General features: G+C 60.0%; 16 protein-coding genes, 5 tRNA genes and 1 pseudogene. 9 read left to right on the top strand and 13 right to left on the bottom strand.

The features are described 5' to 3' along the window. The first annotated feature begins 13 nt into the window (after positions 1-13). Together CPY51_RS20765 and recJ are read left to right on the top strand one after the other, a co-directional pair. The gene (locus CPY51_RS20765; protein WP_111162136.1) at positions 14-1,336 is read left to right on the top strand and encodes a homoserine dehydrogenase; all 1,323 of its coding nucleotides are present in this window, start codon (positions 14-16) and stop codon (positions 1,334-1,336) included. A 77-nt stretch (positions 1,337-1,413) separates the two neighbouring features. Continuing rightward, a complete protein-coding gene (recJ, locus tag CPY51_RS20770; RefSeq protein WP_111162137.1) occupies positions 1,414-3,219 on the top strand; it encodes a single-stranded-DNA-specific exonuclease RecJ in 1,806 nt (601 codons plus the stop codon). Between the two features lie 22 nt (positions 3,220-3,241). Here recJ and CPY51_RS20775 read toward each other — a convergent pair. The 5 genes from CPY51_RS20775 to gloA all read right to left on the bottom strand — a co-directional run bounded on the left by CPY51_RS20775 (position 3,242) and on the right by gloA (position 5,386). Next, positions 3,242-3,316 (bottom strand) — tRNA-Glu (locus CPY51_RS20775). A gap of 107 nt (positions 3,317-3,423) precedes the next feature. Next, positions 3,424-3,498, bottom strand: a tRNA-Glu gene (locus tag CPY51_RS20780). Between the two features lie 77 nt (positions 3,499-3,575). Continuing rightward, a tRNA-Glu gene (locus CPY51_RS20785) sits at positions 3,576-3,650 on the bottom strand. A gap of 233 nt (positions 3,651-3,883) precedes the next feature. Next, the gene (locus CPY51_RS20790) at positions 3,884-4,732 is read right to left on the bottom strand and encodes a hypothetical protein (protein WP_195909583.1); all 849 of its coding nucleotides are present in this window, start codon (positions 4,730-4,732) and stop codon (positions 3,884-3,886) included. Between the two features lie 213 nt (positions 4,733-4,945). Further along, positions 4,946-5,386: a lactoylglutathione lyase gene (gene gloA, locus CPY51_RS20795; protein ID WP_111162138.1), complete on the bottom strand. Its 441-nt coding sequence runs from the start codon at positions 5,384-5,386 to the stop codon at positions 4,946-4,948. 197 nt (positions 5,387-5,583) lie between these two features. Here gloA and CPY51_RS20800 point away from each other — a divergent pair, with 197 nt between their 5' ends. Further along, positions 5,584-6,162, top strand: coding sequence for a cold-shock protein (locus CPY51_RS20800; protein ID WP_111162139.1), 579 nt, complete (start codon positions 5,584-5,586; stop codon positions 6,160-6,162). Further along, positions 6,162-6,656 (top strand): DUF192 domain-containing protein, encoded by a 495-nt coding sequence (locus CPY51_RS20805; RefSeq protein WP_111162140.1) that lies wholly within the window; start codon positions 6,162-6,164, stop codon positions 6,654-6,656. Before CPY51_RS20800 ends, CPY51_RS20805 begins: the two co-directional genes overlap by 1 nt. A gap of 16 nt (positions 6,657-6,672) precedes the next feature. On the opposite strand, the gene CPY51_RS20810 is transcribed toward CPY51_RS20805, so the two are convergent. Then, positions 6,673-6,749: transfer RNA gene (locus CPY51_RS20810), tRNA-Pro, on the bottom strand. Between the two features lie 276 nt (positions 6,750-7,025). Between CPY51_RS20810 and CPY51_RS20820 the strand changes: the two genes are divergently transcribed. The 3 genes from CPY51_RS20820 to CPY51_RS20830 all read left to right on the top strand — a co-directional run bounded on the left by CPY51_RS20820 (position 7,026) and on the right by CPY51_RS20830 (position 8,338). Next, on the top strand, positions 7,026-7,739 hold the full coding sequence (locus CPY51_RS20820; protein ID WP_146260150.1) for a thermonuclease family protein: 714 nt from the start codon (positions 7,026-7,028) through the stop codon (positions 7,737-7,739). A gap of 155 nt (positions 7,740-7,894) precedes the next feature. Further along, positions 7,895-8,200 (top strand): ETC complex I subunit, encoded by a 306-nt coding sequence (locus CPY51_RS20825; protein ID WP_111162143.1) that lies wholly within the window; start codon positions 7,895-7,897, stop codon positions 8,198-8,200. 61 nt (positions 8,201-8,261) lie between these two features. Then, positions 8,262-8,338 (top strand) — tRNA-Arg (locus CPY51_RS20830). Between the two features lie 286 nt (positions 8,339-8,624). Here CPY51_RS20830 and CPY51_RS34110 read toward each other — a convergent pair. The 3 genes and pseudogenes from CPY51_RS34110 to CPY51_RS32860 form a co-directional block, all read right to left on the bottom strand. Then, positions 8,625-8,906: a hypothetical protein gene (locus CPY51_RS34110; RefSeq protein WP_420820726.1), complete on the bottom strand. Its 282-nt coding sequence runs from the start codon at positions 8,904-8,906 to the stop codon at positions 8,625-8,627. Between the two features lie 136 nt (positions 8,907-9,042). Beyond that, a pseudogene (locus CPY51_RS34115) lies at positions 9,043-9,279 on the bottom strand (SH3 domain-containing protein); the annotation flags it as partial. Next, positions 9,252-9,452: a hypothetical protein gene (locus CPY51_RS32860; protein WP_195909584.1), complete on the bottom strand. Its 201-nt coding sequence runs from the start codon at positions 9,450-9,452 to the stop codon at positions 9,252-9,254. The gene CPY51_RS32860 and the pseudogene CPY51_RS34115, both read right to left, overlap by 28 nt. 100 nt (positions 9,453-9,552) lie before the next feature. Between CPY51_RS32860 and CPY51_RS20840 the strand changes: the two genes are divergently transcribed. After that, positions 9,553-10,551 (top strand): alpha/beta hydrolase, encoded by a 999-nt coding sequence (locus CPY51_RS20840; RefSeq protein WP_111162296.1) that lies wholly within the window; start codon positions 9,553-9,555, stop codon positions 10,549-10,551. A gap of 57 nt (positions 10,552-10,608) precedes the next feature. Here CPY51_RS20840 and CPY51_RS20845 read toward each other — a convergent pair whose 3' ends face one another. Both CPY51_RS20845 and CPY51_RS20850 read right to left on the bottom strand, forming a co-directional pair. Further along, positions 10,609-11,382 carry a slipin family protein gene (locus CPY51_RS20845; protein WP_111162297.1) on the bottom strand — a complete coding sequence of 258 codons (774 nt, stop codon included), beginning with the start codon at positions 11,380-11,382 and terminating at the stop codon, positions 10,609-10,611. 25 nt (positions 11,383-11,407) lie between these two features. Continuing rightward, entirely contained in the window at positions 11,408-12,772 is a 1,365-nt protein-coding gene (locus CPY51_RS20850; protein WP_195909594.1) for an NfeD family protein, read from the bottom strand. 294 nt (positions 12,773-13,066) lie between these two features. Here CPY51_RS20850 and CPY51_RS20855 point away from each other — a divergent pair, with 294 nt between their 5' ends. Then, positions 13,067-13,726, top strand: a complete 660-nt coding sequence (locus tag CPY51_RS20855) for a phosphoribosyltransferase (RefSeq protein ID WP_111162146.1) — start codon at positions 13,067-13,069, stop codon at positions 13,724-13,726. Between the two features lie 106 nt (positions 13,727-13,832). Here the strand turns inward: CPY51_RS20855 and CPY51_RS20860 are convergent, their stop codons facing one another. Both CPY51_RS20860 and CPY51_RS20865 read right to left on the bottom strand, forming a co-directional pair. Further along, on the bottom strand, positions 13,833-14,510 hold the full coding sequence (locus CPY51_RS20860; protein WP_111162147.1) for a peroxiredoxin-like family protein: 678 nt from the start codon (positions 14,508-14,510) through the stop codon (positions 13,833-13,835). 97 nt (positions 14,511-14,607) lie between these two features. Then, on the bottom strand, positions 14,608-17,874 hold the full coding sequence (locus CPY51_RS20865) for an adenylate/guanylate cyclase domain-containing protein (protein WP_111162148.1): 3,267 nt from the start codon (positions 17,872-17,874) through the stop codon (positions 14,608-14,610). Positions 17,875-18,547 lie beyond the last annotated feature (673 nt).

The following is an 18,547-nucleotide window of genomic DNA, read 5'->3' on the forward strand; positions in this document are numbered from 1 at the left end:
TCAGGATCGATCCATGGCAGATGCCCTCAAAATCGGCATTGCGGGCTTGGGCACCGTCGGTGCAGCGCTCGCTCGTATCATTCAGCAGCGCGGAGATGAACTCGCAGCTACCTGCGGCCGGCCGATCAGGATCGTTGCTGTTTCAGCACGTGACCGAACCAAGGATCGCGGCGTCGACCTTTCCGGCGTGGAGTGGTTCGACGGTCCTGTCGATCTCGCTCACAAGGCCGATATCGATGTGTTCGTCGAATTGATCGGCGGCTCCGAAGGTGCGGCCAACGCATCTGTGCGCGCGGCTCTTGCTCGAGGTCTCCATGTGGTGACTGCCAACAAGGCGCTGCTTGCCTATCACGGCGTCGAATTCGCCGAGATCGCCGAGGAAAAAGGCACCCTCCTGAATTTCGAGGCCGCGGTCGCCGGCGGTATTCCGGTCATCAAGGCGTTGCGGGAGTCGCTGACCGGCAACACGATATCGCGCGTCTACGGCATCATGAACGGCACCTGCAACTACATCCTGACCCGGATGGAGAAAGAGGGCTTGTCCTTTGCCGATTGCCTCAAGGAGGCCCAGCGCCTCGGCTATGCGGAGGCGGATCCGGCTTTCGACATCGAAGGCAACGACACGGCCCACAAACTTGCCATCCTGACGACGCTCGCATTCGGCCATCGCATCGCGGCTGACGATATCCACCTCGAAGGCATCACCAATATCTCGATCGAGGACATCCGCGCTGCTTCCGAGCTCGGCTACCGCATCAAGCTCCTGGGTGTCGCCCAGCGCACCGATACCGGTATCGAGCAGCGTGTTCACCCGACCATGGTGCCGCTCGATTCGGTCATTGCCCAGGTGGATGGCGTCACGAATGCCGTCGCGATCGAATCGGACATTCTTGGCGAGTTGCTGATGGTCGGCCCAGGTGCCGGCGGCAATGCGACGGCTTCCTCGGTGCTCGGCGACATTGCCGACATCGCCAAGAGCCAGCCGGGCGCTCAGCGCGTACCGGTGCTTGGCCATCCCGCAAAGCAGCTGAAGCCTTATCAGAAGGCCCAGATGCGCCTCCACTCGGGAGGCTATTTCATCCGCCTGACGGTGCAGGATCGCACCGGCGTCTTCGCCAGCGTCGCGGGCCGCATGGCGGAGAACAACATCTCGCTGGAATCCATCGTGCAGCGCTCCAAGCAGCACCTGTCACCCTCAGATCACCAGACGATCATTCTCGTCACCCACGCGACCAAGGAAGATTCGGTCCGCAAGGCGGTCGCGGCCATCCAGACGGAAGGCTATCTCGTCGGCGAACCCCAGGTCATCCGCATCGAGCGTCCGAAGGAAGACTGAGACATCCCTAAATCCGCCCCTGTTCTATTCGCCTTGCTCCTGTAAAAGAGAAGCAGGTTGGTACGAATACGAGGACAATGGTGGAAATAGCGGCGGATCCTGTACAGCGGGCTTTTCTAGGTGTCGAGCGATCGGTATCGGGAAACCGTTGGGTCTCGAGGCTCGATCAGGCCGGCCAGAATCGCGCCCTCGCCATGAGCCAGATGCAAGGCATGCCCGATCTCATCGCCCGTGTGCTTGCCGGTCGAGGCGTCGGTGTCGAAGAGGCGACCGCATTTCTCGACCCTACGATCCGTGGTCTCATGCCCGATCCGTATACGATGACAGATTGCGAGAAGGCGGCGCAGCGGCTGCATCAGGCAATCAAGACCGGGGAGAGTGTCGCGATTTTCGGCGACTATGACGTCGACGGCGCCGCATCTTCAGCATTGCTTTATCGTCTGCTCACGCATTTCGGTGTGCCGGCAACGATCTATATTCCTGATCGCATTTTTGAAGGCTATGGACCGAACCCCACAGCGATCAACCAGCTGATCGACAACGGCGCCCGGCTGATTGTCACCGTCGATTGCGGCTCGACCAGTTTCGAAGCGCTGGAGGCGGCGAGGGCACGCAACATCGACGTGGTCGTCATCGATCACCATCAGGTCGGCCACGAGTTGCCGCCGTGCCACGCGCTCGTCAATCCCAATCGCGAAGACGATTTGTCGGGTCAGGGCCATCTGTGCGCCGCCGGCGTGGTGTTCCTCGTGTTGGTTGCCTCCTTGCGCGTCCTGCGCGAGGCCGGCGACCGCCGGGTGAATACGATCGACCTGCTGGCCTGGCTCGATATCGTAGCGCTCGCGACCGTCTGCGATGTCGTGCCGCTAAAGGGCTTGAACCGCGCCTATGTCGTCAAAGGACTGATCGCCGCCCGCCATCAGGGCAATGCCGGTCTATCGGCGTTGTTTCGCAAGGCTGGTCTTGGCGGTCCTGTGACGCCCTATCATTTCGGTTTCATGATCGGTCCTCGAATCAATGCCGGCGGACGCATCGGCGACGCGGCGCTCGGTAGCCGGTTGTTGACGCTTGACGACAACGCCGAGGCGGAGGCGATCGCCGAACAGCTCGACGACCTGAACAAGGAACGGCAGGCCATGGAAGTGGCAATGCTGCAGGAGGCAGAGGCAGAAGCGCTGGCGGAATACGGCAATGGCGATGGCGCGTCGATAATCGTCACGGCGCGGGAAAACTGGCATCCAGGCATCGTCGGCCTGATCGCATCGCGACTGAAAGACAAGTTCCGCCGTCCGGCTTTTGCTATCGCCTTCAACTCGTCAGGCGTGGGAACGGGTTCCGGCCGGTCGATCAGTGGCTTCGATATGGGCCGCATGGTGCGCTCTGCGGTCGACGCCGGGTTGCTCGTCAAGGGTGGCGGCCATGCGATGGCAGCAGGCCTCACCGTAGAGCGAGCCAATCTCGGCAAGCTCAGGGCCTTCTTCACCGAGAAGGCCGAAAAGCAGGTCCACGGCCTCGTTGCCAATGAGACGCTGAAGATCGACGGGGCGCTCGGGGCAACAGGCGCGACGGTGGAACTGATCGACAAGCTGGAAACGGCGGGCCCCTACGGCTCAGGACATCCTCAGCCGGTTTTCGCCATACCCGCACACCGGCTGCGCGATTCGCGCCTTGTCGGCCAGTCGCACATCAAGATAACGCTGGAAGCGCAGGATGGCGGTCGGCTGGAGGGGATAGCTTTCCGCTCGACGGAAACGCCGCTTGGCGATCTCCTGCTCAATTCCCGCGGCACGCAAATCCATGTGGTGGGAACGCTCGGTGCCGATCACTGGCAAGGTTCCCGCCGGGTGCAGTTGCGCGTGACGGATGCCGCGAAAGCTCCGTAATACTGTAGCAACTGGGGGGAAGTGGTACGCCCTAGGGGAGTCGAACCCCTCTTTACAGAATGAAAATCTGTCGTCCTAACCGATAGACGAAGGGCGCATACCGTGGCGCCCTTATAGTCAGGGGTCCTTGTTCCCGCAAGCGCAAAATCGCGCTTTGCAGTCAGAAATTTGGAACGGGTTCGGAGACTGCAAAAGACGCTCCGATGGTACGCCCTAGGGGAGTCGAACCCCTCTTTACAGAATGAGAATCTGTCGTCCTAACCGATAGACGAAGGGCGCATGATCGAAAGCAAAGATAGGGAAAGTTTCGTTGTCCTGCAAGCGAGCTTCATTCCGTTGCTCAGCCAAGGAACCACTGGTACGCCCTAGGGGAGTCGAACCCCTCTTTACAGAATGAAAATCTGTCGTCCTAACCGATAGACGAAGGGCGCATCCGGTGTGGCGCCCTTATAGTCAGGTGATTTCATTCCCGCAAGCCGCTATTTTGGCTTTTCCGTAAAAAAATGACAGAATGATTGCAGCCTGTTCGATCGCCAAATAGTCGCGTTTAACAGCGGGTTACCTCTGATTCCCGAAGTGCCGGCGAATGCATTTGGCTTGTCTCAACCGCGAACTTCTTCAACATGCCCGAAGACAGACGAGGCGCCTGATCGTGCCAGCGGCACTATTTCAGCGAGGCGGCCATGCCGGGTGTCAAAGTCATCTCGGGGTTGGTCTGCGGTACCATTGCGGTAGCGCTTCCCGGTGGCAGCGTCATGCTTCCGCCCTGGCTTTGCTTCGAGGCGAGGGAGCGCGCGACCATCAACGCCTCCTGGCTGTCGAGCTTATGCGAGTTGCCGGGTGCCGGCAGAATGCGGGAGGGGGTCGCATCAGCCGTCGGCCGGCTCCTGATAGGCACCGACATCGATGCCATCTGTTTCGGCTGTGGCGGTGCCGCATTCTGTGACGTCTGTTCGCTCGGAGGCATGATGCCGACTTGCTGCGGCATCGCGGCGGGCGCGAGCATGGGAGCGCTGTAGACATTGCGAAATGCCGGCGCAGCACCTTGGGGAGCGGCATAGGCCTCGGCGGGGCCTGCCAGCGTGCCATCCGGGCGAACGGCGATCGGCGCCGGCGTCGAATAGATGCTCGACCTGTTCGCATTGAGTGCCGTGGGTTGCGTGACCAGACCCGCTATGCCGGTCGGCCCGCCTGCAGCGCTGTCGACCGGCGGTGGCGGGGCCGCGGGATAGAAGCCCGTGCTGCCTTGCTGTTCGGAGACCGCATGCTGCGCGCCGGTTACGCTTCGCACCAGAGGATCGCGGTAGCCACCAGGTTTCTGGGCGTTCGCGACGGCCTTGGCATTGAGCGCTGACGCCAGCTGCTCCGACGCGCTGGCTTCAGGCGTGATCTCGCCCGCCTCCTTCGTCTTCGCTCCCGTGGTGACGCAGCCGGAAAGGATAGCCAGCGAGACCACCAGGCCCACGACCCTGCCACCGTTCAATGTGCTGAAAATTGTCTGCCGTTGGCGCAAAGGTCGTTCCCCGCTCATATCTGAACAAGCGTCGGAACCTTTCCCGGTTGGGAAGATGCTTTCCCGAGCGTCGATCGTAAACGAGGCCAGGGAATCCGATGCGTGATGCTTCGAGTCGCCTGAACATGCCGAGCGGTGAGGGCCTCTGCAAGTGCGAGCGGCGCTCAGGTCGCCGCTATTCGCACTTGCCACAAGCCTCGGGAAAGCCTCGCCTTACCAGACGCCGGTATTGCCCATGGAAGCCCATGGTTCGGTGGCGGGGAGATCGTCGCCCTTCTGGATCAGCTCGATCGAAATCCCGTCCGGTGAACGCACGAAAGCCATGTGGCCGTCGCGCGGAGGACGGTTGATGGTGATGCCGCTATCCATCAATTTCTGACAAATGGCGTAGATGTCATCGACCTCATAGGCAAGGTGACCGAAGTTGCGCCCGCCGGTATAGTTTTCAGTGTCCCAGTTGTAGGTAAGCTCGAGACAGGGGGCCAATTTGGTGCGCGCGTTATCGATATCGCCTTTCGCCGCAAGAAAGACTAAGGTGAAGCGGCCCTTCTCGTTCTCGTACCGGCGTATTTCGGTGAGACCGAACAATGTGGTGTAAAAATGTAGCGATGCGTCGAGATCTTTGACGCGAACCATGGTGTGGAGATAACGCATTCTATTTCCTCTCTAATGTTGCGTTCGTCTTTATTAGGTGACGTTACGCCAGCCTGGGGCAAGTCTCAGGGTTAAGATTTGGAGTTGGGAATAATCGAAAACTAGGACTTGCGCTTTTTGGTTACCAAGATGTTAATCTTCATTTGAAGAATCAGTTGACCGTAACAGTGTGACGCGTAATCGAGGGGCTGGCGCAGATGGGTGACCGAATTTCATCGAGTGGAATTGCCGACTTTGAAGAGCTGTCGGGGGAAGCTGTCGAGCTCATCGAAATCAGCGGCGTTGTCAAGTGGTTCGACGTCGCCAAGGGTTTCGGCTTCATCGTTCCCGACAATGGGATGCAGGACGTTCTCCTGCACGTGACCTGCCTTCGCCGCGACAACTATCAGACGATCCTCGAAGGTACCCGGATCGTCGCTCTGATCCAGAAGCGCGATCGCGGATATCAGGCTTTCAAGATACTTTCCATGGACCAGTCGACGGCGATACATCCTTCGCAGCTGCCTCCGGTTCGCACCCACGTTCAGGTCACGCCGACGAGCGGGCTGGAACGGGCGCTGGTCAAGTGGTTCAACCGCACCAAGGGCTTCGGCTTCCTGACGCGCGGCGAGGGCACGGAGGACATTTTCGTGCACATGGAAACATTGCGCCGCTTCGGCCTGACCGAGCTCCGCCCGGGGCAGGTGGTCCTCGTTCGTTTCGGACCGGGCGAAAAGGGACTGATGGCAGCGGAAATCCACCCCGATCAGCCAAGTCCGGTCAGCCGGCCGCACTGATGGGCTCCCGTGCCCCCATCGTCTTGAAAAGCGCCCTCCTGGCGCTTTTTTTCATAGGCGCCGTTCCGGCCGCCGCCACGCTCGCATTAGCTCAGCAGCCAGTTCAATTTTCCTCCGAGCCACTGACGATAGCGACAGCCAAAGGCGCGACGCAGGCGTTCACCGTCGAATTGGCGATCAGCGAAGACCAGCGCGAATACGGGCTGATGTTCCGTAAGGCGATGCCGGAAGACCACGGCATGCTCTTTGTCTTCGAAAAAGCTCGTAATGTCATGATGTGGATGGAAAATACGCCATTGCCGCTCGATATGCTTTTCCTGAGCGCCGGCGGCACCATCACGCATATTCAGGAGAATGCCGTTCCCTATTCAAAGGCGATCATCAATTCCGGAGGGCCGGTGAAGTACGTGATCGAGCTGAATGGCGGCGTCGCTAGAAAACTCGGTCTGAGCGTTGGCGACAAGGTATCGAGCGCAACGATCGCCAAGGGATAGTTTTAAAGGGGAAAAATGGTCGGAGTGGAGAGATTCGAACTCCCGACCCTCTGGTCCCAAACCAGATGCGCTACCAGGCTGCGCTACACTCCGAACCGGGCCGAACCGGCGATGCAGGGGAGATACACGCTTCACCCCTGCGCTGCAACAGCAAAAATAGCACTTTCATCATTGTGTATGACGGCGGCCCCAAAAGGCGAGGCGCGCGAGTACTATCACGAGTTCTTGCCACGGCCCCCGGTCATCTTCTGCCGACTGCCCTGGCGATCTCCCCAGAAAAATTGCGGAAGCGCTTTTACATGAGCGCCGCGCCAACCTTTCCGAAAGGGTTGGCGGCGATAATCCCTGTCTGGATTGTAGAGGTGCATCATGGCAGCTAAGCGCGCAAGACGCAGAAAGTCGACGACAAGCAGGTCAAGGAGCGGTAGCGGCTTTGGCATGTTGCCCTGGCTTGCTCTGGCCACTGTGGCGCTCATAGTCGGATATGATCATTGGGGCGACATCAAGCCGAGGGCGATGGCTGCGGTGCATATGGCCAGCACGTCGGTTAGCGCACCCTTGCCGGCGGCAAAGGCCTTCCTTGCGCCTTCTCCGGTGCCGAGGCAAATGCCTGTCAGGCAATCTGCTGCAATACCGGTGCCGCCGGCTCCGATCCCGGTCTCTATATCGGCGCCCTCGCAGCCACATCTGACGTCGACCCCGCCGATACCTTCGGTCGCGCCGGTTCCGGCATCCGTGTCCGAGAGCTTCGGCCTTTGCGGGGAAGGTGCTCACTTCAATTGCGTTCTCGACGGCAGCACGTTCTGGGTCCGTGGCGTCAAGGTGCGTCTCGCCGATATCGAAACGCCCGCCCTCAGTCCGCCACGTTGCGTCGAGGAGGAGCGCCGTGGACTGGCAGCCAAGGTTCGGCTGCTGACGCTGTTGAACGCGGGGCCTTTCACCCTGGAGCCGACCTCGCGCGACGAAGACAAGGGCCAGAAGCTCCGGAACGTCTTGCGCGGAGGCAGGTCGATCGGCGATACGTTGATCACGGAGGGTCTCGCGCGCCGCGCCGCCGACAATCGCCTTTCCTGGTGCGCGTGAGCTTCACCGGGGTCTACCGTGTACGCCCGACCGCCTTTTCGCTTGAACGCAAAGGGATTCGCGGCTAAGCAAAATCAGTATCGCGAAGCCCCAGGGCCGGACGATGATAGAGAATCAAAAGCGGGAAGCCCCGCTTGTTTCGGAGGCTCGCAGCGATGTCTGCCAAGATCTACCGTCCCGCGAAAACCGCGATGCAGTCCGGCAAGGCGAAGACCAACCTTTGGGTTCTGGAATTCGATCAGGAAAGCCCGCGCAAGATCGATCCGATCATGGGCTACACCTCCTCTGGGGACACGCGCCAGCAGCTGAAGCTCACGTTCGAGAGCCAGGAACAGGCTGAAGCCTACGCCCAGCGCAACGCGATAGATTACAGGGTCATCGCGCCAAAGGAGGCGACGCGACAGGTGCTTTCCTATACCGACAATTTCCGCTTCAACCGGATCCAGCCCTGGACGCATTGATAGCGCCATCTTTTATTACTACCGCCTTCGCCGCATCGATTCGAGCGCCGAAGCGCTAAGGGGCCCCTTAGCTCAGCTGGATAGAGCACCTGCCTTCTAAGCAGGTGGTCGCAGGTTCGAGTCCTGCAGGGGTCGCCATTAACCGTTTATTTTAATTGGAAAAACTATCCTCTCGACGATTGCTTTGCGCGACCTCGTCACGGCAATGCTGCGAGGCGAAGACGCCCCCGACTTAAAGGGGGGGGGCGCCTGAATCGGGCAAATGGCATTCTTTATCGGTTGGAGCCCCGCGGTGTTTGCCCGGCACAGTCAGGGGTAAGGCCACCGCAAGAGTCAGGGCTATAGGGCCCGGGTTGGTTGTCATTTCGTGGCGGCGGATTATTATTCCTGTCGGGCTGCCTTTCCGGCCTCGGCTGGGCGTTGTCTACCCGCGGCGGCTGAGGATTGCGGTCCGGTCGCTGCGCCTGAGGCGTTCGGTCGGGACGATTGTTCCAGTCCGGATTGTCATCGCCCTGCCTGTTCCAGTCGCGGCGGCGGTCCGGCTGCCTGTTCCAGTCACGGTCTTGGTCCGGTTGACTATCCCAGTTCGCATCATCGTTCTGTCGCCGGCGCCAACCCGAATCCCGACGGCTATACGGTCGGTATCCGTCAGAATTATCTCGCCTGTCGCCCCAACCACCTTCATTCCGCCAGCGGTCGCGATCATGATAGAAGTCTCGGCCCCGGTAATATCGACCCCAGTAGTTATCCAGATCGAAGCCGATCGTCGGGATGCCGAGCGGAGCGTAGTACTCCGGCCCCAGGTAGACCCGTCTTTGCCGATAGACTGCCTGCACGTAGCGGCCGGCAACCCAACCTCTTCCGCCAATGAACGACACGTCACACCATGGCGTCTCCGCAAGGCACCCGTTGATGTTCAATGGCGCTCCTGCTGGAATGAGCGTGACAGCGGGGTAGGCGGTGCTGGGACCGGACCGCATGTTCACATTGGCCGTCGAATACCCCTCGGCAGCCTGCGCAACAACGGGCGACATGATAGCCGCCAACAAAGTCATCGCGCATACAAGCCTCTTCCGCATGAATTCCACTCCCTACCGTTCAGCAGCGTCGCCGCCTGCTGTTGAAGTTGTTTGATTTCTGGCGATCTTAAGGGCAGGGCGATGAACGCAGCTTGAATGTGGAAGGATATCGCCACTCGCTTGGCGAGGTTCATCAGATGGTCGCTTGCAAACGATAGGGCATCACGCATCATCGCTGTCGCCAGCGACTTTTCGATGATATTTTCGGATTTTAAAGCGAGGGGCGCGGGAATGGAATTGAGTTCGATCCGTATCTCATACTGCCTGGGGCAGATGTTGAAGGCATCGAGCGCGGCAGCTTTCCTGCTGGCTGTCCTGCTGTCTCCTGCTTCCGCGCTTGACGGAACCGCACAGACGCCAGCGTCGCAGGAACAGGTCAAGAAGCTGATCGCGCTCTGGCATCAGCATTTGGATGGAGCGCATACGCTGCTCGAACAACGAAGCGCTTTCGAGAAATTCATGGAATCGACGCCGCAGCCGACGAGGGTCCAGATCAAGCACGTCGACGCCGATGGAGTAGAAGCGGATCTCATGTGGCCGGCGCGGCTTCACCATCCGATCGGAACGCGAGCAATCCTCTATATCCACGGCGGCGGCTTTTACAGCGGCTCATCGCGCACGCACCGGGCATTGGCCGGTGCGCTTGCAAAGGCGGCATCCGCCGATGTCTTGTTGATCAATTATCGTAGGGTTCCTGAATATACATATCCTGCCCAGATCGACGACGCGCTCGATGCATATCGTTGGTTGCTTGCTTCCGGATATCGAAATGACAACGTGGTCATCATTGGTGACTCGGTTGGAGGGACGATCGCCATCGAGGCCACGCTTCGACAGATGCGGTTCAATGCCCCGCTGCCGGCAGCCGTTGTCGTGATGAGCCCGATTACCGATCTCGCCGCCACTGGCGCATCGATGGACGACAATGCCGTCAGCGATCCATTGATCGGAAGGTCTCAGATCGAGACCATGCGCAAGGCATATCTGGGAGACCGTTCACCGACTGATCCTGAGGTTTCGCCGCTCTATGCGGATATGACCAGATTTCCACCGCTGCTGATGCAAGTGGGATCGGGCGAGACCCTGAAAGACGACACATTGCGTCTGGCCACCAAGGCGCGCCAGGCGGGCGTCGATGTGACGACTGAGGTCTGGACCGGAATGATTCATCAATGGCAGATGTTTCCGTTTTGGCTTGATGACGCCAAGCGTTCGAACCAAAGGGTTGCCGACTACGCCATGGCTCATTTTGCGGACAAGCCTGAGGAATGATATCTATTTTGCGGAGGTGAAGTCGCCTGCGCAGTAGTGCCAAATCCGAGGAGGCGGTCACTCGGTGGGTTTATCGGTCTTGCCGCGCAGGAGATTGGCAAACTCGATCGGGAAGGGGAACAGGATCGTCGAAGTCTTTTCGCCGGCGATGACGTTCAACGTGCTCAGGTAACGCAGCTGCATCGCCTCCGGTTGCCTCGCCAGGATTTCGGCAGCTTCGAGCAGCTTTGTCGCGGCTTGCTGCTCGCCTTCCGCATTGATGACCTTGGCGCGCCGCTCGCGTTCGGCTTCTGCTTGGCGGGCAATAGCGCGGATCATGGATTCGTTGATGTCGACATGCTTGATCTCGACATTGGCGACCTTGATGCCCCAGGCGTCCGTTTGGATGTCGAGTATTTTCTGGATATCTTCATTGAGCTTGTCGCGTTCCGCCAGCATCTCGTCGAGGTCGTGCTTGCCGAGCACCGAGCGCAACGTGGTTTGCGCGAGCTGGCTCGTCGCCATCATGAAATCTGCGACCTGTATTACCGACTTCTCGGGATCGATGACCCTGAAGTAGATAACCGCACTGACGCGCACCGAGACATTGTCATGGGAAATGACATCCTGACTGGGGACGTCGAGCACCCTGGTGCGCAGGTCGACCCGGATCATTTGCTGGACGTAGGGGACGAGTAGGATCAAGCCGGGTCCCTTGATGCCGGTGAAGCGGCCAAGCGTGAAAACGACGCCACGCTCGTATTCTCGCAGGATTTTGATCGCCGCCGCGATGATGAGCAGCAAGACGAGAATGGCGACAAGATAGAAGATGAGATCTGCAAACATGCCCATGAATTCCTCCTGCTTCTGCAAGCCGCTAATCTTCCCGTAGGTTGCGGGTGACTTCGAGCGTCAGTCCGTTCCGGCCGGTGACCCTGACCCCGTCGCCGGGGAGGAGCGGCTCGGTAGAAATCGCCTTCCAGCGCTCGCCGTGCGTGATGACGTATCCCGAGATATCAGTCCAACTCTCAACCTTGCCCGGAATGCCGATCATCTGCTCCGAGCCGGTAACGACTTTCCTCCAGCGCGAAATGAACGCGAGGCGGGCAACAACCAAGCTGAAAAGAAGGCTCGCCACCGCAATGCCGCCCAACGCGGTCCAGGAAACCTGCAATCCGGGTATTTCAGTATCGAACAGAATGGCCGCGCCGAGCACCAGCGCGACCCCGCCGCCGATGCCGAGTGCGCCAAGGGAAGGCGAATGCGCCTCGGCTACTGTTAATCCCACACCCAGGATGATCAGTCCGATACCCGCGTAGCTCACCGGCAGCAGTGCCAGGGCATAGAGACCAAGCAGCAGGCAGATGCCGCCGATCGTACCGGGGACGAATGTTCCAGGCGTGAGGAATTCGAAGATCAATCCGTAGATGCCCACCATCATGAGGATAAGGGCAATGTTCGGATCGGTGATCACGGAAAGCAGACGCGTCCGCCAGTCAGGCTCGAATTTCTCGATGGCAAGGCCTGAAGTATCGAGGCGGACATCCGTCTGGCCGACCCGAACCGTGCGACCCTGCGCCTGCTTCAAGAGATCCTCGATAGTGTCCGCGGTAAAATCGACGACACGCTCGCGCACGGCCGCAGTTGATGAAAGGCTTGCCGCTTCGCGCACAGCCCGTTCTGCCCAATCGGCGTTGCGGTTGCGCAGTTCGGCAAGTCCGCGAATATAGGCCACGGCATCGTTGATCACTTTCGCCTCGCTGGCGTTACCGGGAGACTGCCGCTGCGTGTTATCCGGCGTGCTCGGGCTACCCTTGCCAGGTTCGGGAGCGCCGCCCAAAGGGCCACCGCCGATCGCAATTGGAGTGGCCGCACCCAGATTGGTGCCCGGCGCCATCGCCGCGATGTGGGTTGCGTAAAGGATATAGGTGCCGGCGCTGGCGGCTCGGGCTCCGCTTGGCGCCACGAACCCGGCCACCGGCACCGGTGAGGCAAGGATCGCGCGAATGATGTCCCGCATCGACGTGTCGAGACCGCCGGGGGTGTCGATCTGCAGGACAACCAGGCTCGCGTTGCGTTCGCTTGCGCGCTGAAGGCCGCGCCTCACATAGTCGGCCATCGCCGGACCAATGGCGCCGTTCAGCTTTAGGACTATAGCCACGCGCTCGCTCGCCGACGTCGGCGAGGCCGCCAGGCCGAGTATCGATACAAGAGCCAGCATGAAGGCGAGAATTTGCGAAATTCGCCGCCAAAGCCTTAGATGCCGGGCCATCGTTCGTTGAGTATTCATTTGTTATAATATATGGCGGAAACGCCAAACTGTAAGGCCGGAGCCGCCCATATCGCCGCTACATGCGGGCCGCCGGAGAATATAAATCAGCGAGGGAACAAGTGGGGAGCCATCTTTGTTTCTGGCAGATATCCGCTGAAGCACCGACCGAACCCCGAGGGGCAGGGAGGGTTGAGCGACGCTCCCACGCTCCCACGCTCCCACGCTACACGGTGTCCCGGCAACCTATACCCTTGAGCTACAACCATGCGCGATACGCCAAAATTCGTCGATAGAGCGGACGCTGGACGCAGACTGGCAGCTGCGCTCGGCTACCAACGTGAAAAACCCATCGTTCTGGCTTTGCCGCGCGGCGGTGTTCCGGTGGCGTTCGAAATCGCAACCTCCCTCCGGGCGCCGCTCGACTTGCTTCTGGTTCGCAAGATCGGCGCCCCTGGCCAGCCCGAATGCGCGATCGGCGCCATCGTCGACGGCAAGGATCCGCAGCGGGTGATCATCGATCGGGCGCTGGAACTCGCCGGAGCCTCGCTTCATTATTTCGAGGAGGAAGCGGCGCGCCAGTTTCGCGAAATCGAGCGTCGTCGAAAGGCCTATTTTGGTGATCGCGAGCCGATGGACCTGAGGGACCGAAATGTCATCCTCGTCGACGATGGAATCGCGACCGGCGCCACGGTGAGGGCGGGCTTGAAAGCATTGAGACGCTTGGGTGTCGCAAGCGTCACGCTGGCCATGCCTGTCGCACCTGAAGACATTCTCGAAGAGCTCCGAAGCGAAGTCGACGAAGTCGTCTGCCTCTTCAGTCCGAGGGATTTTTATGCCGTCGGCCTTCACTATGCCGACTTCGATCAAACAAGCGATGGAGAGGTGATCGATCTGCTGAAGCGGTCGGAGCAGGTGCGAGCATGACTTGGGGAGAAGACCGGCTGTCGACCAATATTTGAAGCGGGCCGCCCGTTGGAGGATCGCTCCAACCGGCGGCTCTCAGGTCAGGCGAGATCGCGGCTACCGCATGTCATCCGGCGATGTTCGATGCAGCCGACATGACCTCGCGCGGCGCCGGGACGCCGAACATGTTGCGTCCGTTGTCGGCCACCTCGGTAAAGCACCACCTGACGACACCATCACGATCCAGCAGGAACTCGCCCACCAGTTGGCCTTCCCCCGTCGCGATCATATGCTTGTCATCATCAGTGAATTCGTAGCCGTCGCTCTTGTCGAGAAATTCCATGGCCGCCATGGGATCCATCGGCTCTGGCAGTTCCGGCATCTCAATGCGCATGGACGTTATGGCGTCCATTCCCACCTTGTAGGGCCAAGCAGTCTCTGATTTTGTGAACTCGACATTGGGCAGTCCGAATGCACGATGCGATATCCGCTCGGGATCGGAGGCAGCTAACAGATTGGGTAGCGGGTGATAGCGAAAGTAGAGGCGTGCCCGTTCGGTCGGGGTGTTCACCACAGTAAGGCTGTCTATGCCTTTCTCCTGTAGCTCTCCCGCAAGCGACGCCATCGCCGCAATCTGTCGTCGGCAAAAAGGACAGTGGAGCCCGCGGAATAGCCCGATAAGAACCGGCCGCTGCCCCCGAAATTCGTCAATGGACACCTTGCCCTGGCGAGTGATCGCATCGAGCACCACGTTGGGCGCACGATCGCCTGGCTGCAGGGGTCTCTCGGTTTGATTTTCCAGCATATCATTCTCCTCCGCTTGTTCTAGTGACGTGCTCCTCCGGTCGTCTGATCCGACTATTTTTGAGCCCCCAACTATCGTCTGCGCGGCTGTCGTCCGATCAATCGAGAAAAGGCAAGACAACCAGCGCGCCGGGATCGAGACCGTGGCGCCTGCAGATATCCTCGGCCAAGCAGAAGAACCTCTCGGCCTCGGCTAGATCGTTCTGCTCGAGGTTCAATGTCGCAAGGCCATCATAACACGGAAACAGCAATTGTGGTTCGTCGATCTCCAGCGCCAGCGCCAGCGCTTCCCCGTAATATTTGAGGGCCAATGCGGGCCGACCGTGGCACTGGTAAATTTGTCCGAGCACGATCAGCGGTACCGCCAGATGGTCGCGCTGATCCAACGCCCGATCGATCTCGACCGCTTTTTCGGCCGCGGGCACCCCTTCCTTGGCGCAGCTGTCAGTGAACGTGCAGCAGGCGACGGCAAGATTGGCGAAGAGCCGCGCCTGGAATCCAAGGTCGGCGATGCGCATGGCAAGGTCGAGCCCGCGGCGACACACCTCGATCGCACGAGCAGGATCGATGATGGTGTAAAGTACCCCAAGGTTGGAGTAGGCACGGCAGGCAGCACTCATCAGGCCCGCGTCTTCGGCGACCTTCAGACTTTGCTCCACTTCCTGTACCGCCTCGCGGTGGCGCCCGAGTCTGGCGAGTGCGACACCTTTGGTATTCAGCGCCTCGGCTTCGGCCTGGGCAGCTTCCGGAGCGAGGACGCCGTTCGCTTTGGAAGTCGCGGCGTTGAGGTGACCAAGAGCTTCGTCAGCCCATCGCGCGGCGGCATTATGGTCTCCCATGCGAAACGCCAGGTGGCCGCGCTCCTGCAGTAGATGAGCCAGTTCGATCGGCGCATCGCTACCACTCAGCAGCGTGAATGCCTGCGTATAGTTCGCGTCCGCCAGATCGCGCCTGCCCGCATCGAGGCTTAGACGTCCCAGTTTCCGCAGAATTCTCGCGGCTGCAAGCCGGTCGCCGGCGGCCTCGTGGATCGCCAGGGCGTCCCCATAGTGCTGGCGTGCCGCCTCGCGCTCCCCGATACGGCCGTGCAAGTCTGCCAGGCGCTCTACAAGCGCCAATTGTTCAGGGGCCGCGTCGGTCACGTCAGAGACAGCTGACAGCGCAGCGCGGTAGAGGCGCATCGCGTCCTCATTGGCGTAGGTTCTGCCCGCCAGGTCGCCGGCCGCCATCAGATAGTGCGCCCCTTTGCCGCTTTCGCCCGCCCGACAGAAATGGTGCCCGAGTTGCGCGATATCTTCCAGCCTCTCGGGCATGCCATGATGCCCGCGCTCGATTGCCCGGCCCACACGGCCGTGCATCTGTTCGCGCTGTTGCAGCAAGAGATTGTTGTAGATGACGTCATGCAACAGGCTCTGCGTAAAGCGATAGGTTGTCGAGGATTGCGGCTGTAATCGCGTGACCTCCTCCAGGATTTCCGTGTCGCAAAGAAAATCTATGCCCGTGTCGACGAGGCTCGGCTCGGTCGCAACCGAACGCAGCAAAGCCTCCTCGAAACGTGGTCCGATAACGGCTGCTTCCTGAGCAAGGTGCTTGGTTGAGGGCGGCAATCGATCGACACGAGCAAGCAGCATCGCTTGCAGGCTCATGGGAATCTCAGTTCCCACGTCCTTGCCGGAAACCGTCCAGGACCCTCCGCTGGGCTGAATGACACCCGTCTCGATCAATCCTCGGATGATCTCCTCGATGAACAGCGGATTGCCACCGGCACGCGCCAGAACACGGCCGCATATATCGGCCGGCATGGCACGATCGAAGAAGGCGGAAAGAAGGGTTTGGCCTTCTTGGGTGGAAAGCGGTGGCAGACGTAGCACGGTACGGCTGGTGCGGCTTGAGTCGAGGCCTTCGCCATCGGATGTCGATCTGCATGTGGTCAGCATCATAAGCTGGCTGCGCTCGAGCCTGTCCATCATGAACCGAAGTGCCTCGATCGAGGCCGCATCGGCCCAGTGCAGATCCTCGACGACCAACAGGAGCGGGCTAAGCGATAGGCGCCGCTCGATGATGGTGCGTGTAGCATACAGGATTTGTCGCCGCAGTTGCTCCGGCTCGACGAATTGTAGCGTGTCGCTGGTCTCTCCGAGACCAAATACGTAGAATATGGGCGGGGTAAGCTTTCCAATTTCATCGTCGGAAAAGCCCAGGTCCCTGAAGCCTGTTGTCAGCAGTTCCACGGTCCTGGCGGCGGTTTCCCTTTCGGCGATCGCGTAGGCACTGCGCAGGACAGCGGCAAGCGTGCCATAAGACTGCTCCCCCAGTGGCGAACACGTCGCCCGCCGAACGACCACGCGTTGGAACCGTTCGTCACTGGCGACTATATCAAGAAAATCGTTGGCCAGCCGCGATTTGCCAATGCCGGCTTCGCCGACCAACTGGACAAGCTGGGCGCTCCCGTTGCAGGCAAGGTCCAGACAGGAAAGCAGACGGGCCATCTCGGTCCCACGCCCGATCATCGGCGCGTGAAGCCCCAGGCTTTCCAATCCGCGCGCGGTATGAGGCGTCTCCAAGGGCCCCACAAGGCGGTAGACCATCAAACTTGCTGTCTTTCCTCGCAGCTCGTGCGAACCGAGGCTCTCGAACGAAAAAGCGTGCTTGGTCAGACGGTGGGTGAGCGGGCCGATCAGAATTTCGTCCGGGCCGGCCATGGACTGTAGCCGCTGGGCGGTATTCACCGTGTCGCCCGTCACTGAATAGGATCGCGCCGCGGCAGCGCCGAACCCGCCGGTCACCACGGGTCCGGTATTAATTCCGACATGCAGTCGGAGTGGCATTCCCGCCCGTGCTTCCCACCTGGCGCCGACGCGCGCAGCTCCGCTGATCATCTCGATCGCAGCCTTAAGCGCTCGGTCGGGATCGTCTTCATGTGCCGTCGGCGCACCGAACAGTGCCAGAAGCGCATCCCCTACGAATTTGTCGACGAAGCCGCCATAGGTTTCTACCGCCCGCGCCAGCTCTTCGAAAAGTTCGTTTTGCAACGCACGCATTGTCTCAGGGTCAGTCTTTTCGCTGAGTGTGGTAAACCCGCAGAGATCGGCAAAAAGCACGGTGAGCGGGCGACGGTCAGCCTCCGCGCCCGACAGTGGAGACATGCCCGGCTTGCTTTCCTCCGGCGCAACGGCTGCAGCTTCCGCGGAAGCGCTGACGCGCCGCTCTGAGCTGCCGACAGCGGCGCCGCATCTGGGGCAAAAGGCGAATTCGAGCTGACAGGCTTGTCCGCAAACCGCACAAACCACAGGCTGCCTTGCGCCACACTTCGGGCAGAACGCAAAGCCGCTCTGGATCGCATTACCGCAGGCGCCACATTCCATAGAAACCGGCCTCGCGAAAGCCGGATGCATGACCGATTTGAGAACGCCTTACGATCTGTGCCGGCGCATTACGTTGCTCCCGCTGTACCTTGTTGGCAAGAGTCAAACCGGCGACCGACGATGTCGGGCTTAAGCGGCGTCGTCAAAGTCGGCACGATATCGGGCGTTCCGCGGTCACTTCTTGTCGCGCGGTTGCGTGCCTCGTTTGACAATCGGCGCGCGCGGCCTGCGCCGGGCAGTCCGTTTTACATGTCGTAATGAAATTCGAATGCTCTTTGGCATTGATTTTTCGCACCTGTTTCTTGCGCATCAATGCCATAACGGGACGTTGTTTCAATGATGTGTTGAGTATGAGGTTAGGCGTTAAGGTTTACGCGTAACCATCGTCGATCTACTAAGCGCCGAAATTCCACCGGGCGCCATAACCAATCTGAAACGCGACTATGCATGATCTGGAATGGTCAGGAATATCCTTGCCGTGTTGTCTATCGCATTCGCCATCGGAGCGATCATGGAGAAGCTGTTCTTTGAACCACCAATCTCCGAGGAAGCCTGACGGAGATGCACCCCGGAAGCGCACGGCTTTTTCTGGCAGGAGCAGCGCGCGGCTTGCTTGCGCGAAAGCCGGCGCTAGACGGGGTTAGTTCATGCTACCCAGATTGGATGATAGGAC

The sequence above is a fragment of the Arminella tubonensis genome, assembly GCF_003240585.1.
Classification (GTDB): domain Bacteria; phylum Pseudomonadota; class Alphaproteobacteria; order Rhizobiales; family Rhizobiaceae; genus Rhizobium; species Rhizobium tubonense.

What these genes read in the sequence shown, in the direction of transcription:
- CPY51_RS20765 (WP_111162136.1), top strand. Translation starts at nt 14, where the DNA reads ATGGCAGATGCCCTCAAAATCGGCATTGCGGGCTTGGGCACCGTCGGT.
- recJ (WP_111162137.1), top strand. Translation starts at nt 1,414, where the DNA reads ATGGTGGAAATAGCGGCGGATCCTGTACAGCGGGCTTTTCTAGGTGTC.
- gloA (WP_111162138.1), bottom strand. Translation starts at nt 5,386, where the DNA reads ATGCGTTATCTCCACACCATGGTTCGCGTCAAAGATCTCGACGCATCG.
- CPY51_RS20800 (WP_111162139.1), top strand. Translation starts at nt 5,584, where the DNA reads ATGGGTGACCGAATTTCATCGAGTGGAATTGCCGACTTTGAAGAGCTG.
- CPY51_RS20805 (WP_111162140.1), top strand. Translation starts at nt 6,162, where the DNA reads ATGGGCTCCCGTGCCCCCATCGTCTTGAAAAGCGCCCTCCTGGCGCTT.
- CPY51_RS20820 (WP_146260150.1), top strand. Translation starts at nt 7,026, where the DNA reads ATGGCAGCTAAGCGCGCAAGACGCAGAAAGTCGACGACAAGCAGGTCA.
- CPY51_RS20825 (WP_111162143.1), top strand. Translation starts at nt 7,895, where the DNA reads ATGTCTGCCAAGATCTACCGTCCCGCGAAAACCGCGATGCAGTCCGGC.
- CPY51_RS34110 (WP_420820726.1), bottom strand. Translation starts at nt 8,906, where the DNA reads ATGATCGCGACCGCTGGCGGAATGAAGGTGGTTGGGGCGACAGGCGAG.
- CPY51_RS32860 (WP_195909584.1), bottom strand. Translation starts at nt 9,452, where the DNA reads ATGATGCGTGATGCCCTATCGTTTGCAAGCGACCATCTGATGAACCTC.
- CPY51_RS20840 (WP_111162296.1), top strand. Translation starts at nt 9,553, where the DNA reads ATGTTGAAGGCATCGAGCGCGGCAGCTTTCCTGCTGGCTGTCCTGCTG.
- CPY51_RS20845 (WP_111162297.1), bottom strand. Translation starts at nt 11,382, where the DNA reads ATGGGCATGTTTGCAGATCTCATCTTCTATCTTGTCGCCATTCTCGTC.
- CPY51_RS20855 (WP_111162146.1), top strand. Translation starts at nt 13,067, where the DNA reads ATGCGCGATACGCCAAAATTCGTCGATAGAGCGGACGCTGGACGCAGA.
- CPY51_RS20860 (WP_111162147.1), bottom strand. Translation starts at nt 14,510, where the DNA reads ATGCTGGAAAATCAAACCGAGAGACCCCTGCAGCCAGGCGATCGTGCG.
- CPY51_RS20865 (WP_111162148.1), bottom strand. Translation starts at nt 17,874, where the DNA reads ATGGAATGTGGCGCCTGCGGTAATGCGATCCAGAGCGGCTTTGCGTTC.